Annotated in this window: 15 protein-coding genes; 3 read left to right on the top strand and 12 right to left on the bottom strand. The window is 69.1% G+C overall.

Features of this window, described 5'->3' with window-relative positions; genetic code table 11:
- Positions 1-70 precede the first annotated feature (70 nt).
- From rplS to ACWF82_RS33675, 5 genes are all read right to left on the bottom strand, one after another.
- Positions 71-412, bottom strand: coding sequence for a 50S ribosomal protein L19 (rplS, locus tag ACWF82_RS33695; RefSeq protein WP_019048201.1), 342 nt, complete (start codon positions 410-412; stop codon positions 71-73).
- A gap of 164 nt (positions 413-576) precedes the next feature.
- Positions 577-1467, bottom strand: coding sequence for a hypothetical protein (locus tag ACWF82_RS33690; protein ID WP_452507614.1), 891 nt, complete (start codon positions 1465-1467; stop codon positions 577-579).
- A 21-nt stretch (positions 1468-1488) separates the two neighbouring features.
- Positions 1489-3879 (bottom strand): Tex family protein, encoded by a 2391-nt coding sequence (locus tag ACWF82_RS33685; RefSeq protein WP_452507613.1) that lies wholly within the window; start codon positions 3877-3879, stop codon positions 1489-1491.
- Positions 3880-3926: 47 nt separating this feature from the next.
- Positions 3927-5540, bottom strand: coding sequence for an AMP-binding protein (locus ACWF82_RS33680; protein ID WP_452507612.1), 1614 nt, complete (start codon positions 5538-5540; stop codon positions 3927-3929).
- Positions 5540-7168 (bottom strand): AMP-binding protein, encoded by a 1629-nt coding sequence (locus ACWF82_RS33675; protein WP_452507611.1) that lies wholly within the window; start codon positions 7166-7168, stop codon positions 5540-5542. The genes ACWF82_RS33680 and ACWF82_RS33675 overlap by 1 nt, the downstream gene beginning before the upstream one ends.
- An 85-nt stretch (positions 7169-7253) precedes the next feature.
- Here ACWF82_RS33675 and ACWF82_RS33670 point away from each other — a divergent pair, with 85 nt between their 5' ends.
- On the top strand, positions 7254-8105 hold the full coding sequence (locus ACWF82_RS33670; protein WP_452507610.1) for a response regulator transcription factor: 852 nt from the start codon (positions 7254-7256) through the stop codon (positions 8103-8105).
- A gap of 343 nt (positions 8106-8448) precedes the next feature.
- Positions 8449-8817, top strand: a complete 369-nt coding sequence (locus ACWF82_RS33665; protein WP_452507609.1) for a VOC family protein — start codon at positions 8449-8451, stop codon at positions 8815-8817.
- A 7-nt stretch (positions 8818-8824) separates the two neighbouring features.
- Here the strand turns inward: ACWF82_RS33665 and trmD are convergent, their stop codons facing one another.
- The 7 genes from trmD to ACWF82_RS33630 all read right to left on the bottom strand — a co-directional run bounded on the left by trmD (position 8825) and on the right by ACWF82_RS33630 (position 13767).
- Entirely contained in the window at positions 8825-9508 is a 684-nt protein-coding gene (gene trmD / locus ACWF82_RS33660; protein WP_452507608.1) for a tRNA (guanosine(37)-N1)-methyltransferase TrmD, read from the bottom strand.
- 3 nt (positions 9509-9511) lie between these two features.
- The gene (gene rimM / locus ACWF82_RS33655) at positions 9512-10036 is read right to left on the bottom strand and encodes a ribosome maturation factor RimM (protein ID WP_452507607.1); all 525 of its coding nucleotides are present in this window, start codon (positions 10034-10036) and stop codon (positions 9512-9514) included.
- A complete protein-coding gene (locus ACWF82_RS33650; RefSeq protein ID WP_019048210.1) occupies positions 10037-10279 on the bottom strand; it encodes an RNA-binding protein in 243 nt (80 codons plus the stop codon).
- Positions 10279-10713: a 30S ribosomal protein S16 gene (gene rpsP / locus ACWF82_RS33645; protein WP_452507606.1), complete on the bottom strand. Its 435-nt coding sequence runs from the start codon at positions 10711-10713 to the stop codon at positions 10279-10281. The genes ACWF82_RS33650 and rpsP overlap by 1 nt, the downstream gene beginning before the upstream one ends.
- A 203-nt stretch (positions 10714-10916) precedes the next feature.
- On the bottom strand, positions 10917-11495 hold the full coding sequence (locus ACWF82_RS33640) for a Uma2 family endonuclease (RefSeq protein ID WP_452507605.1): 579 nt from the start codon (positions 11493-11495) through the stop codon (positions 10917-10919).
- A 207-nt stretch (positions 11496-11702) separates the two neighbouring features.
- Positions 11703-12797 (bottom strand): metal-dependent hydrolase family protein, encoded by a 1095-nt coding sequence (locus tag ACWF82_RS33635; RefSeq protein WP_452507604.1) that lies wholly within the window; start codon positions 12795-12797, stop codon positions 11703-11705.
- Between the two features lie 151 nt (positions 12798-12948).
- Positions 12949-13767, bottom strand: a complete 819-nt coding sequence (locus tag ACWF82_RS33630) for a nuclear transport factor 2 family protein (RefSeq protein ID WP_452507603.1) — start codon at positions 13765-13767, stop codon at positions 12949-12951.
- 105 nt (positions 13768-13872) lie between these two features.
- On the opposite strand from ACWF82_RS33630, the gene ACWF82_RS33625 reads away from it, so the two are divergent.
- Complete coding sequence (locus tag ACWF82_RS33625) at positions 13873-14664, top strand: 3-oxo-5-alpha-steroid 4-dehydrogenase (protein ID WP_452507602.1); 792 nt, start codon at positions 13873-13875, stop codon at positions 14662-14664.
- Positions 14665-14784 lie beyond the last annotated feature (120 nt).

Below are 14784 nucleotides of genomic sequence, written 5' to 3'. Positions count from 1 at the left end.
CCGGCGCCCAGACCGAAGTCGGAGCGCCGGGCTACCGGAAAATTCTGTGCTGCGAACAGCTACCGCAAGATCAGCGCTTTTCCTTGATCTTGGCGGCCTTGCCGCGCAGATCGCGCAGGTAGTACAGCTTGGCGCGACGCACGTCACCGCGGGTCACGACATCGATGTGGTCGATGTTGGGGCTGTGCACGGGGAAGGTGCGCTCGACACCGACGCCGAAGGACACCTTGCGGACCGTGAAGGTCTCGCCGATGCCGCCGCCCTGACGCCGGATCACGACGCCCTTGAAGACCTGGATGCGCTCCTTCGAGCCTTCGATGACCTTCACGTGCACGTTCAGGGTGTCGCCCGGACGGAAGTCGGGGACATCGCTACGCAGCGACTTCTCGTCGACGAAATCAAGGGTGTTCATTTTCCACCTTTTCGGATTCTTTGCGCGAACAGAGGAACCTGGCGGCACTCGCGCGCTCGACCGGTTCATGCTCAGAACAGGAGTGCTCTCGGACATGACTCGTCCAAGGCAACCGGTTTATTGTGCCAGACCAGGTAGCCGGGATTGAAATCGGGCGACCGCGATCACTCCTCCGCCGACGTGTCGGCTGTGGCGTCGGCCCGGCGGCGCGGCAGCAGATGCGGGTGCGGTGGCGGTGCGGGCGGCGCCGCGACGACGGTGCGCCGCAACTCTGCCTCGGCCGCGGTGCGGGCGTGCTCGACATCGGGTTTACCCGCGATGAGGTCCTGGATGAAGATCTTCGCGCGCACGACCGGGCGTCGGTACCGCCGCTCCCTGGCGATCGCCCTGCCTATCGTCTTGGGCCGGTCGCCGTAGCGCCACCGGGCCCAGGGCGCGCCAGGGCGGCTGAGCCGGATGGCGCCGATCAGCAGCAGCGGGGTGAAGAACATGCCGAACAGCCCGGTCCAGATCTTGCCCTTGGCGATCACCACCCCGGCCAGCAGCAGATTCACCACGAGGGTGGCGAACAGGGCGATGCGGACGCCGAACCCGCGCGACTGCCGGAAGTCGTCGTAGTCGAGAAACGTCGCCGGTTGCACGCCGAGCAGCAGCAGGCCGGTGACGGCGAGGGCGACGAAGACCGCGTCCACCGAGGTGCGGCCCTGTTCCTCCCAGTAGACGTCACGCAGATAGAAGATCAGGGCGAACTCGTCGAGGACCAGCGCGGCGCCGATCCCGAACAGGGCGGCCAGCACACTCGAGGTGACCTGGGTGGAGTCCTCGGCGGTCGCGATCAGCCCGATGCCGGTGAGCAGCACCGTGATGACGCCGAACACCATGTGGTGGATGTGGGTGCTGCCTGCCTTGATGTTGCCGGGCCACCACCGCACCTGCGCCCTGATCAGCCGCACGCTGATCCGGATGACCACGAAACCGAGGATGAATCCCAGCAGGAAGCACAACAGGGGCAGGCGGCCGCGCGCGATCACTTCGTCTTCGAGCCACCGAAGCATGCCGCCCGCCCTGTCGTCGAGTTACTTGCCGAATCCCGCCCGGCGCAACGCGTCGGCCATGGATCCGCTTGGCTCGGCCGCGGGCTTGCGCTGGTTGCCACCACGCCCCTGAGCCTGGCTGCGGCCCTGCGCCTGGCCACGTTCCGAACTCTGGCCACGACCGCCCTGCGGACGGCCCTGACCCCGGCCCTGGCCGCGCGGTGCGCCGCCACCACGATTGTCCCCCTGCGCGGGCTTGCCCGGCTCGTCATCGAGACGCAAACTCAAACCGATTCGCTGCCGGGCGACGTCGACCTCGAGGACCTTGACCTTCACCACGTCACCGGACTTGACCACTTCGCGCGGGTCCTTGACGAAGGTGTGCGACATGGCCGAGACGTGCACGAGGCCGTCCTGGTGCACGCCGACATCGACGAACGCGCCGAACGCGGCCACATTGGTGACGACGCCTTCGAGCACCATGCCCGGCTCCAGGTCGGCGACCTTCTCCACGCCCGCGGCGAATTCGGCGGTCTTGAACTCCGGACGCGGGTCACGGCCCGGCTTCTCCAGCTCGGCGATGATGTCGCTGACGGTCGGCACACCGAACTTCTCGTCGGTGAAGTCGGCGGGCCGCAGTGCGCGCAGCGTGCCGGTGTTGCCGATGACCTCGGCCATCGGGCGGCCGGTGTGCTCGAGGATGCGGCGCACGACCGGGTAGGCCTCGGGGTGCACCGCGGAGGTATCGAGCGGGTCGTCGCCGCCGCGGATGCGCAGGAAGCCCGCGCACTGCTCGAAGGCCTTGGGGCCGAGGCGGGGAACCTCGAGCAGGGCGGTCCGGCTGCGGAAGGGGCCGTTCTGGTCGCGGTGCGCCACAATGCTTTCCGCCACCGAGCCGGACACGCCCGACACGCGCGAGAGCAGCGGCACCGAGGCGGTGTTCACGTCGACACCGACCGCGTTCACCGCGTCTTCGACGACCGCGCCCAGCGAGCGGGCAAGCAGGGTCTCGGAGACGTCGTGCTGGTACTGGCCGACACCGATCGACTTGGGATCGATCTTCACCAGCTCCGCGAGCGGGTCCTGCAGGCGGCGGGCGATGGAGACCGCGCCGCGCAGCGACACGTCCATGCCGGGCAGTTCGGCCGAGGCGTAGGCCGAGGCCGAGTACACCGAGGCGCCCGCCTCCGACACGACGATCTTGGTCGGCTTGTTCTCGGGGATGCGCGAGATCAGTTCGGTGGCAAGCGCATCGGTCTCGCGGGAGGCGGTGCCGTTGCCGATCGCGATCAGCTCGACGTCGAACCGCGCCACCAGCGCGGCCAGCACGGCGAGGGACTTCTCGGTCTGGCCCTGCGGCTTGTGCGGGTAGATGACCTCGGTCGCCACGGCCTTGCCGGTGGCGTCGACCACCGCGACCTTCACGCCGGTGCGGTAGCCGGGGTCCAGGCCCATGGTGGTGCGGGTGCCCGCCGGTGCGGCGAGCAGCAGGTCGCGCAGGTTCGCGGCGAACACGTCGACCGCGTCCTTCTCCGCCGCCTGCCGCAGCCGCATCCTGGTGTCGATGCCGAGACTCACCTGCAGCTTGGTGCGCCAGGCCCAGCGCACGGTGTCGAGCAGCCAGGAATCGGCCGCGCGGCCCTGGTCGGCGATGCCGAAGGCGACCGCGATGCGGCCCTCGTAGATGGTGCGCGCGCCGGGCTCCGGCTCTTCGGTGTCAGGTTCCAGGTGCAGGGTGAGCACCTCTTCCTTCTCACCGCGCAGCAACGCCAGGATCCGGTGCGACGGCAGCTTGTGGAACGGCTCGCTGAACTCGAAGTAGTCGGCGAACTTGGCGCCCGCCTCCTCCTTGCCCGCGCGCACCGTGGAGGTGACCTGACCCCGGTTCCACATGAGTTCGCGGAGTTCACCGACCAGGTCGGCGTCCTCGGCGAAGCGTTCGACGAGGATCGCGCGGGCGCCGTCGAGCTGTTCGGCGGTGTAGCCGGCCGGGTCGGTGGCCGGGTCGCCGATCAGGGCGTCGGCCACCGGCTCGTGCCCGGCTTCGCGGGCGATCTGGGCCTTGGTGCGACGCTTGGGCTTGTACGGCAGGTAGATGTCCTCGAGGCGGGCTTTGGTCTCGGCGAGCATGATCTGCTGGTGCAGCGCCGGGTCGAGTTTGCCTTGGCCGCGGATGGATTCGATGATCGCGCCGCGCCGTTCGTCGAGCTCACGCAGGTAGCCGAGCCGCTCGTCGAGCTGGCGCAGCTGGGCATCGTCGAGGCCGCCGGTGACCTCCTTGCGGTAACGCGCGATGAACGGCACCGTCGAACCGCCGTCGAGCAATTCGACGGCGGCGCGGACCTGGGTCTCGCGCACCCCCAGCTCGTCGGCGATCCGCCTGCCCACGCTGGCGAGGATGGTCGTTGTGTCGGTCTCGGGCGCTGTCGTCACGACCGCAGAGACTACAGCGCTTCCCCGACACCCGGCCGACTCCCAGGTCAGGCGAGCAGATCCTTGGCCAGTTCCCGCATCTCCGCTTTGCGGATCTTGCCGGTGACCGTCATCGGGAACTCGTCGACCACGTGTACGTAGCGCGGGATCTTGTAGTGGGCGAGGCGGCCGGTGCAGAAGTCGCGGAGCGCGGCGCTGTCGAGGACGGCGGCGCCCTCGCGCAGACGCAGCCAGACCATGAGTTCCTCGCCGTACTTCGCGTCGGGGACGCCGATCACCTGGGCGTCGACGATATCGGGGTGCGTGTAGAGGAATTCCTCGATTTCGCGGGGGTAGATGTTCTCGCCGCCGCGGATCACCATGTCCTTGATCCGGCCGGTGACCGAGAGGTAGCCGTCGTCGTCCATGACGCCGATGTCGCCGGTGTGCATCCAGCGGGCGGCGTCGATCGCCTCGGCTGTCTTGTCGGGCTGCTCCCAGTAGCCGAGCATCACCGAATAGCCACGGGTGCACAGCTCGCCCGCCTCGCCACGCGGCAGCGTGCGCCCGGTGGCCGGGTCGATCACCTTCACCTCGAGATGTGGCCCGACCCGGCCGACGGTGGCGGTGCGGCGGTCGATGCTGTCGTCGCGGCGGGTCTGGGTGGATACCGGCGACGTCTCGGTCATGCCGTAACAGATGGCGACCTCGGCCATCCCCAGCTGCTCGATCACCCGTTTCATCACCTCCACCGGGCACGGCGAGCCCGCCATGATGCCGGTGCGCAGGCTCGACAGGTCGGCGGTGGCACCGCCGTCGAGTTCGGCGAGCATCGCGATGAACATCGTCGGCACACCGTAGAGGGAGGTGCAGCGCTCGGCGGCGACGGCGGCCAGGGTCGCGGCGGGATCGAACGACGGCGCCGGAATCACCACGGCCGCACCGTGCGAGGTCGCCGCGAGATTGCCCATGACCATTCCGAAGCAGTGGTAGTACGGCACCGGCACGCAGATCCGGTCGGCCGCGGTGTAGCCGCACAGCTCGCCGACGAAGTAGCCGTTGTTGAGGATGTTGTGGTGGCTCAGCGTCGCGCCCTTCGGGAAACCCGTTGTCCCCGACGTGTACTGGATGTTGATCGGATCGTCGGTGGACAGGGTCGCGGCGATCGCGGCCAGTCCCGCGGCATCGGGCGCGGTGGCAGCCACCCGCTGCCACTGCTCGGTGCCGAGGATCAGCACCTGTTCCAGGGCAGGGCAATTCGGCCGCACGTGCTCGATCATCGCCACATAGTTCGAGGTCTTGAACTCCGGCGCGGCGATCAGCAGCCGCACGCCGGCCTGACCGAGGACGTACTCGAGTTCGCTGGTGCGGTAGGCGGGATTGATATTGACCAGGACCGCGCCCAGTTTCGCGGTGGCGTACTGGACCAGGAACCATTCGGCGCAGTTGGGCGCCCAGATCCCGACCCGATCGCCCGCGGCGATACCGCGCGCGGCCAGTCCGGTCGCGACGGCGTCGACGGCCGCGCCGAGCTCGCGATAGGTCCAGCGACGGCCGGTCGGGCGGTCGACCAGCGCTTCGTTGCCGGGATGCGCCGCGACGGTGCGGTCGAGATTGGCGCCGATGGTGTCGCCGAGCAGCGGGGTGTCGGCGAGTCCACAGGCGTAGCTCAGTTCGGTCATCAGCGGATCTCCTTGCCGCGCAGCACGAATCGCTGCACCTTGCCACTCGGGGTCTTGGGCAGACCCGGGACGAAATGGACGGTCCGCGGATAGGCGTGCGCGGCGAACTTGTCCTTGACCAGTTGCTGGAGTTCGGCGGCCAGCTCGGCGCTGCCGTCGGCGCCGTCGCGCAGGACGACGAAGGCTTCGAGCACCTCGCCGCGCAGCTCGTCCGGCATCCCGACGACAGCGGCCTCGGCGACCTGATCGTGCAGGACCAGCACGCTCTCGACCTCGAACGGGCCGATCCGGTAGCCGGCCATGATGATCACGTCGTCGTCGCGCGAGCTGAAGCGGAAGAAACCGTCGGCATCGCGGGCGCCCACGTCGCCGGTGAGGTACCAGCGGCCGTCGGCGGTGTAGCGGCTCGCGGTGCGCTCGGGAGCGTCGAGGTAGCCGAGGAACCACAGCAGCGGGCTGTGATCGGTGTCGATGGCGACGCGGCCGATCTCGCCGGGCGCGGCCTCGGTGTCGGCGTCCTCGGCCAGGACCGCACAGGTCCAGCCGGGCAGCTGGGAACCCATCGAGCCGAGCGGCGCCGGCCGGTCGACGGCGGGGTGCCAGGCGTGGCAGATGACCATGCCGTGTTCGGTCTGGCCGTAGTGGTCGCGGACGGCGACGCCGAGCGCGCGTTCCGACCAGGCGACGACGTCCGGCGTGAGCGGCTCCCCCGCCGACGACGCCCGGCGCAACGCGATCCCCTCGGGGGCCGCGCTCGCGCGCAGCGCGCGGTAGACGGTCGGCGCCGCGGCGAAGTTGGTGACGCCGAAGCGGCGCAGCACATCCAGGGTGAGTGATGCGGAGAAGCCCGCGTGCAGCAGCAGGCTGCGCACGCCGGTCGCCAGCGGGGCGAGGATCGCGTAGTAGAGGCCGTACGCCCAGCCCGGGTCGGCCGCGTTCCAGTACACGTCCTCGGGGCGCACATCCAGGGCGAACTCCTGGTACGCGTGGAAGGAGGCCAGGGCGCGCACCGGGATCGGCACGCCCTTGGGCGTACCCGTGGTGCCGCTGGTGAACAGCTGGACCAGCAGGCCGTCACCGCCGACCACCACGGGGGCCGCGCGGGGGTCGTCGGACCGGTGCGTGGCGAGGAGATCGTCGAACGACAGCGCGCTCGGGACTTCGGCCGCACCGACGACGATCGTCCGGCGCTCCGGGTCGGCGGGGATGTCTTCGCCCACACCCAGTTTCGGCGCCTGGTCGGCATCGGCGACAACCACCTTGGCATGACTCGCGCCGAGCCGGAACCCGATGGCGGGCGGCGCGAACGCGGTGAACAGCGGTACGTGCACCGCGCCGCGGCGCCAGATACCGAGCAGCGCGACCACCAGATCGGCGGACTTCGCCATCAGCGTCGCCACCCGATCTCCGGGACCGACACCGAGCTCGGCCAGCGCCGCAGCGAAACGGGCCGACCGCTCACGCAGTTCGCCGTAGGTCAGCTCGTACGCGCTCAGATCGGACTCGACCACCGTGAACGCGACCTGATCGGCCGGATGCCGGTCGCACAGCAACGCGGCCGCGCAGGCCTCTGGTCCGTCGTAACAGTCGAGCAGGTCGCGCACCCGCGCGTCCAGGTCGGTACTCATCGCAGTTCTCCTCAACGGGCCACCAGGTCTGTCCTAGAATGTGGCACACCTCACGTTCGCCACTACCCCCGAAAAGGGGTGACCGATGCCGGCCACTTCCCTGTTGCGTCCCCGCGACGGCGATGCGCTGCGCGCCGAGATCCGCTGGGTGGCGCGGCGGGCGAATGTCCCGGTGGTCTTCGGCGGGCCGGTCGACGAGGACACGCTGCTGCTCACCGAGTTCGTCGGCACGATCACCACCGGGTTGCGCGGCCTGTCGGTGCTGCGGACCTCCGGGCTCGGCGGGCAGGTGATGGAGCACCACCGGCCTGCCGCGGTGGCCGACTACCGCGGCGCGTCCTCGATCACCCACCACTACGACGGGCCGGTCTGCGGCGAGGGACTGCGATCGGTGGTCGCCGTTCCGGTCGTGGTGGCCGATCGGCCCCGTGCCGTGCTCTACGCGGCCACCCGCGGTGCCAGCCCGCTCGGCGATCGCACCACCGAGGTGATCGTGCAGGCAGGCAGGCGGCTGGCGACCGAGATCGCGATCCGCGACGAGGTGGATCGACGGGTCAGGATGCTCGAACTCACCACGCCGACCCCGGCCGCCACCCCCGCGGTCGCCGAGGAATTGCGCGAGATCCACGCCGAGCTGCGGGCCATGGCGACCGCCGCCGGTGACGCGGCGCTACGCGACCGGCTCTCGGGTGTGTGCGATCGGCTGACCGGTGTGCTGGCGGGCGAGTCGTCGGACGAGGTTCCCCGGCTGTCGCGGCGCGAACTCGACGTGCTCGCGCAGATCGCGCTCGGGTGCACGAATCAGGAAGCGGCGCTTCGATTGTCGCTCGGCGCGGAAACCGTCAAGAGCTACCTACGGCAGGCGATGAGCAAGCTCGACGCGCGAACCCGGCACGAGGCCGTGGCGCTGGCACGGCGTCATCGCCTGCTGCCGTGATGTGGAATATGTCACGCTCTCGGGCGAAGTTCCATGGCTGTGAGCACTCGCGCACGAGCTCGGCGATCCGGCTGCCGCTCGTTTCACATCTCACTCGCGCTCGGAGCGCCGGGTGCCATGGACGCCGAATCACCAAGGGGCGCACGGTTTGTCCAGGGCACTTGGGCGCGGTGACCGGTCGGCCGCGCCCGTCGCACCGAGTACCGCGGTCACAGAACACATTCCGGATGGAACGAGCAATCCTCACCTTGGACGATGACACAACGAATGACCGCGATGAATACCCATACATCTTTACGACAAAACAATCTCGGCGTCCATCCCGACCGGTACCGTCGGTCCGATGACGGAGCCTTTTCAATTGGCCGGCGTCTCGCTGGACTGTGACGACCCCGAGTCCCTCGCCCGCTTCTACCTCGGGCTGCTCGGTGGCCGCGTGCTGTGGAACGACGTCCACAGCGTGGGTATCCGCATACCGTCGGGATTGACCCTGGCGGCGCAACGCGTCGAGAACTACTTCCCGCCGCAATGGCCGGGCAGCGCCGCGGTACAGCTGGAGCTGGCGGCCGACGCCGACCTGGATCTGTGTGAGCAGCACGCGCTGGCGATCGGCGCCAAACCCGCCCCGGTGCAACAGGATCCGCGCTGGCGGGTATTGCTGGACCCGGCCGGGCACCCGTTCGCCATCACCACCCGCGCCGCATCGGGATAGACCGGCGTTACCGCTCCGGCAGTAGATCCGGCCTGCGCGCGCGAGTGCGTTCCAGTGACTGCTCGTGGCGCCAGGCGGCCACCTTGGCGTGATCGCCGGACAGCAGGATCGGCGGCACGTCCAGGCCGCGCCACGAGACCGGGCGGGTGTAGCTCGGCCCTTCCAGCAGACCGTCGGAGAACGAATCCTCCTGGTGGGACTGCTGATTGCCGAGCACGCCGGGAATCAGCCGGACCACGGCCTCGGTCATCACCAGCACGGCGGCCTCCCCGCCGATGAGGACGTAGTCGCCGATGCTCACCTCTTCGACGCGGACGCGGCGGGCGGCATCGTCGAACACGCGCTGATCGATGCCCTCGTAGCGCCCACACGCGAAGACGAGGTGCTTCTCGGTGGACCAGCGTTGCGCGGTGGCCTGGGTGAACGGCACACCGGCCGGGGTGGGGACGACGAGCAGGGCGTCGTCGGGGCATACCGCGTCGAGCGCGTCGCCCCAGACGGTGGGCTTCATGACCATGCCCGGACCGCCGCCGTAGGGCGAATCGTCGACGGACTTGTGCACGTCGTGGGTCCAGTCACGCAGATCGTGCACGCCGACCGAGATCAGGCCCTTGTCGACGGCCTTGCCGAGCAGCGCGGTCCGCAGCGGCTCGAGATACTCCGGGAAGATCGTGACGACGTCGAGTTGCACGAATTACTCCGGATCGAGCAGGCCCTCGGGCGGCGTGATGACCACCAGTCCATCGGCGATCGACACGGTCGGCACGATGGCGGTGACAAAGGGAATGAGAATTTCGCGACCGTCGTCGGCGGCGCGCACCGACAGCAGCTCGCCCGCGGCCGAATGCAGCACCTCGGTGACCTCGCCGACGACGGTGCCGTCGGCGAGCTCGACGCGCAGGCCTTCGAGCTCGTGGTCGTAGAAGGCGTCCTCGTCGCCGGACGGCGGCAGGGACTCGCTGTCGACGACGAACAGCATGCCGCGCAGTGCGTCGGCGGCGGTGCGGTCGTCGATGCCGTCGACGAACACCAGAAGCCGGCCCGAGTGCTCCCGGGCCGACTTCACGGTGTAGTCACGGGTCGCCGCGGATTTCGGCATCCTGCCGTGCAAGGTGGCACCGGGAGCGAACCGGAGTTCCGGTTCGTCGGTGCGCACCTCGACGACGAGTTCGCCGCGCACGCCGTGCGACTTGGCGACTCGACCTACGACGAGTTCCATCTAGGCGTCGGTGTCGACCACGTCGACCCGGATCCCACGGCCGCCGATACCGGCGACCAGGGTGCGCAGCGCGGTCGCGGTACGACCACCGCGCCCGATCACCTTGCCCAGGTCCTCAGGATGGACGTGCACCTCGACGGTGCGTCCGCGACGGCCGGTGATCAGCTCGACGCGGACGTCATCGGGGTTGGCGACGATGCCGCGAACCAGATGTTCGACAGCATCGGCAACAACGGCAGTCATTACTCGGCAGCCTCGGTGGCGGCCTCTTCGGCGGCCTCGTCCTTCTTGGCGGCCTTCTTCTTCGGGGTGACGGCCTCGGCGACGGGCTCGTTGTCGGCGGCGGCCAGCGCGGCGTTGAACAGGTCAAGCTTGGACGGCTTGGCGGCCTTCACCTTGAGGGTGCCCTCGGTGCCCGGCAGGCCCTTGAACTTCTGCCAGTCGCCGGTGATCTCCAGCAGACGCTGCACCGACTCGGTCGGCTGCGCGCCGACGGACAGCCAGTACGCCACGCGATCGGCATCGATCTCGATCAGCGAAGGCTCTTCCTTCGGGTGGTACTTGCCGATGGACTCGATGGCCCGGCCGTCACGACGGGTGCGGGCGTCGGCGACGACGACGCGGTACTGCGGGTTGCGGATCTTGCCCAGGCGGGTGAGCTTGATGCGAACAGCCATGCTGATCTGCCTCTTTCGATAGTTGGTCACCACGCGATTCGGCGACCCGCATGGTCTGCGGGTCCGGTTTCGCGCATGGAGTGTGTGACCGCCGCGCGGTACGTAACCGGAGACGGGCTGACACTGTCCAGGAAGGACGGTTGACCATTGTGCCAGACGGGTCCGCCGCGCCTGCAATCGCCTGCCGCCGTCACGGCGCTACCTCACCGCAACTGCGCGGTGTCGACAACGACCGGAACCGGGCCGGGTGCCTTTGTCGATTCGCCGTCGGTGGCGAACACCTCTTGCCGGTAGCCGGACTCTCCCAGCGTGTAGCCCCAGAACCGCGCGGGCTTGCCGTCGGGGAGTTCGACGATCCACAGGTACGGCACTCGCGCCGACGCGTAGACGGCGATCTTTGTATCGCGCTCCGCGCGCGTGTTGCCGGGCGACCAGATCTCGACGGCGAGGACCACATCCTCCGCAGCGAAGCTGGTGTGGTCGATCCCGCCGGAGACGACGGAGATATCCGGAATCACGCCGATGCGAAGAGGAGTACTGATACGCACTCCGACTGCGGGTAGCACCTGAAGGTCCGATCGGCCAGCCGTCCGCAGCGTGTCGCGCAACAGCACGGCCAACTCGAACGAGGCGAACCGATGCGAACCACCCGATGGCAGCGTCGTGTGCAGGTACCCCCAGATGAGTTCGAGTCGAGATCCATCTGTCGGCTGCTCTTCGGCGAGCCAGTCTTGCACAGCCTTCGGGCCCAGCGGGTGGATCATCGAAACCTCAGCGCTCATGGTCATTCCGTCCGATCTCCCGTTCGCTTGACGCTCGCTAGAACCGAACTGGTGCGGTCAACCAGGGGTACGCGGCGGACAACGAACTACGTGGTAGTTCACCGGCCGTGCCGCTCGATTCCACTGTATGAGCCTGGTCAGCGCTTCGCGCGAAGTGCGTACGGTTCGCGCGTACTTCCCGACCTGACGGCGAGACGGAGCCGGGGCTCACCGGTGGCCGGTGACGGGGTTCGGGGTTTTGACGACCATGCCGCGCAGGACGACCCATTGCGGGTCGGTGAGGGCGGCGGGGTTGGCGCGCGGGTCGTCGGCGTAGACGACGAAGTCAGCGGGGGCGCCTTCGTCGACGCTCGGGCGGCCGAGCCAGGTGCGGGCGTTCCAGGACGCGGCGCCGAGGGCTTCGTGGGGCGTCAGGCCGGCGCCGGTGAGGGCGGCGATCTCGTCGGCGATGCGGCCGTGGCGGATGCCGCCGCCCGCGTCGGTGCCCGCGTAGATGGGGACGCCCGCTTCGTGGGCGCGGCCGACGGTGTCGCGGACGCGGCGGTGCAGGTCGCGCATGTGGGCGGCGTAGACGGGGAACTTGGTGGCACCATCGGCGATGCCGGGGAAGGTGTCGATATTGATCAGGGTGGGGACCAAGGCGGTGCCGTTGGCGAGCATCAGTTCGATGGTGTCGTCGGTGATGCCGGTGCCGTGTTCGAGGCAGTCGATGCCGGCGTTGATCAGGCCGGGCAGGGCGTCCTCGCCGAAGACGTGGGCGGTGACGCGGGCGCCGTTGGCGTGGGCGGCGTCGATGGCCTGCTTCAGGATGTCGTCGCTCCACAGCGGGCGCAGGTCGCCGACGGATCGGTCGATCCAGTCGCCGACGATCTTCACCCAGCCGTCGCCGAAGCGGGCCTGTTCGGCGACGATCTCGGGCAGGTCGCGTTCGTCGTCGAGTTCGATGCCGAGTTCGCGGATGTAGCGCCTCGGGCGGGCGATGTGGCGGCCCGCGCGGATGATGCGCGGCAGCTCGGCGTGCTCGTCGATGAAGTGGGTGTCGATCGGCGAGCCCGCGTCGCGCAACAGCAGGGCGCCCGCGTCGCGTTCGGTCTCCGCCTGTTCGATCGCGCCGTCGCGGGTCTCGTCGCCGCCGCCGTAGCGGATGCCGACGTGGCAGTGGGCATCGACGAGGCCGGGCACGATCCACCCTGTGTGGCACAGGGTTTCGGTCCCGCGCACCGGCTCGAAGGTCACGGTGCCGTCGACAACCCAGAGGTCGCGCTCCTCGCCACCGGGGAGAACCACACCACGCAGATGCACAGGAACCTCCAGACGTCGGCCTGAGCCCCAACCTACCGCCCGTGATCGGCCCACGCACCCGAGCCGGGCACCGGCCGGGCCGAGACCGCCATCGCCGCGGTTCGGCGCGAACGGATACAGACCGGTCCGATCCCGGCGACGGAACACACGGCTAGCGGCCGGGCAACGGGCCGTCGAGGAAGACTGTCACGGCGACGATGCGTGGCGAGTCGGCCGCGAAGTCGACGAAGGCCACCCCGCGCGCCGCCCCGATCCGCACGCTCGCGCTGACCGTGCGCCCGGCGGCGATCAGCTTGTCCCACTCCATGTCTCGCGCGAGCTCGGCGAACTCCGCCGCGCCGACCGGATGCCCGGTGGGCAGCTCCACCGCCGCCCGCGCACCGAGCAGGTCCCGTACACCGGCCACATCGCCCGTGGCGGCGGCGCCGAACAACCGGCCGACGACCCGTTTGCCCGTCGCGCCGACACCGCGCAGGCCCCGCATCATGCCCATCGCCCCACCGGCGCCCAGCTCGGTGACCAGTTGCGGACCGAGCTTGCACCCGGCCAGCAGCCCGGACGGACCCTTGCCGAGCAGCCGCCGGATCATGACAGCCAGTTCCCAGTGCGCGGCCAGTCGCGCGATCCGCCAGCCGCCACCGGATTCGATCAGGTCGTAGCGCAGGTGCATGGGCACGGTGACGGTGGCGCCGGTCGACATGGTCGTCTCGATGTGCAAGTCGCGTACCACCGTGCGCCCGGCGACGAGGTCGCGCTCGACCCGGAAGACGATGGAGTTGGGCGCGATGAAGACGTTGTAGAACCGCGAGATCGCGTCCCGGCCGATGTGCTCGCGCGCCCCGTAGGGATCGTGCACGGCGGCGTTGTCCACGAACAGGCCGACCCAGGTGTCCTTGTCGTGCGCGGCCACGGCGCGCGGCGACGCCTGCACCGCCGCCAGCAGGTCTTCAGCGGTCCGATCCAACGGCATGTAGGTCCTCCATAGTCACGTTCCCCTGCCCCGATCCATGATAGAACGTGTTCTAGTTTTGCGTCGGCGATCGTGCCCGGCGCGCTGTTGGACAAAGGAATCTCGATGGACTGGTACACCGGGAACGCCACCTACGACACGGTGCTGGCCATCGCCTTCGCCTTCGCCGCGTTCGTGATCGTGGGCGGGTTGTTCGCGCAGAGCCCCTACGGCCGCTTCGCCTCGACCTCGATCGGCTTCAATCTCAACCCCAAGCTGGGCTGGTGGTTGATGGAACTGCCCGCGACCGTCGTGTTCGCGGTGTTCTACCTCAGCGGCCCCGATCGTTTCGAACCGGTGCCGCTGGTGCTGGCGGCGATCTGGCTGCTGCATTACGGCAATCGCGGCTGGTTCTTCCCGCTCTCGATCCGGCAGGTGCCCGGCAAGAAGAGCAGCTTCAACTTCTCGGTGGTCGCGGCCGGGGTGTTCGTGACCTCGCTGCACGGCTACCTCAACGGCGCGTTCTTCAGCAACGACTACAACAACCAGTACGGCACCGCCTGGCTCACCGACCCGCGGTTCCTGATCGGGCTCGTCGTGTATCTGGGCGGATTCGCGCTGCTGGTGCGGTCCGAGGCGATCGTGCGCAATCTGCGCGACAAGGACAACCCCGGCACCGCCGAGTACCGCATCCCGTACGGCGGCGGCTTCCGGTTCGTCAGCAGCCCGGCCTACCTGGGCGAACTGATCGCCTGGGCCGGGTTCGCGCTGCTCACCTGGTCGCTGGCCGGCGTAGCGATCTTCCTGATCACCGCGGGCAACCTGGTGCCGCGCGCCTTCGCGACGCACCGCTGGTACCGCGAGAAGTTCGTCGACTACCCGACGCACCGCAAAGCCCTGATCCCGGGCGTGATCTGACAACCCAGCCCCGCACGCCCCGACCTCGAGGAGGGGCAGGCCGCGAAGCGGCCGTCGCGGCCGTCCCGCCGGTCAGGTGCCGTTGCGTAGTCGACGAAGGAGCAAGCAACGGTGCCTGAC

The sequence above is a fragment of the Nocardia sp. NPDC055053 genome, assembly GCF_053608285.1.
This window is presented reverse-complemented; position numbering and strand designations above follow the sequence as displayed.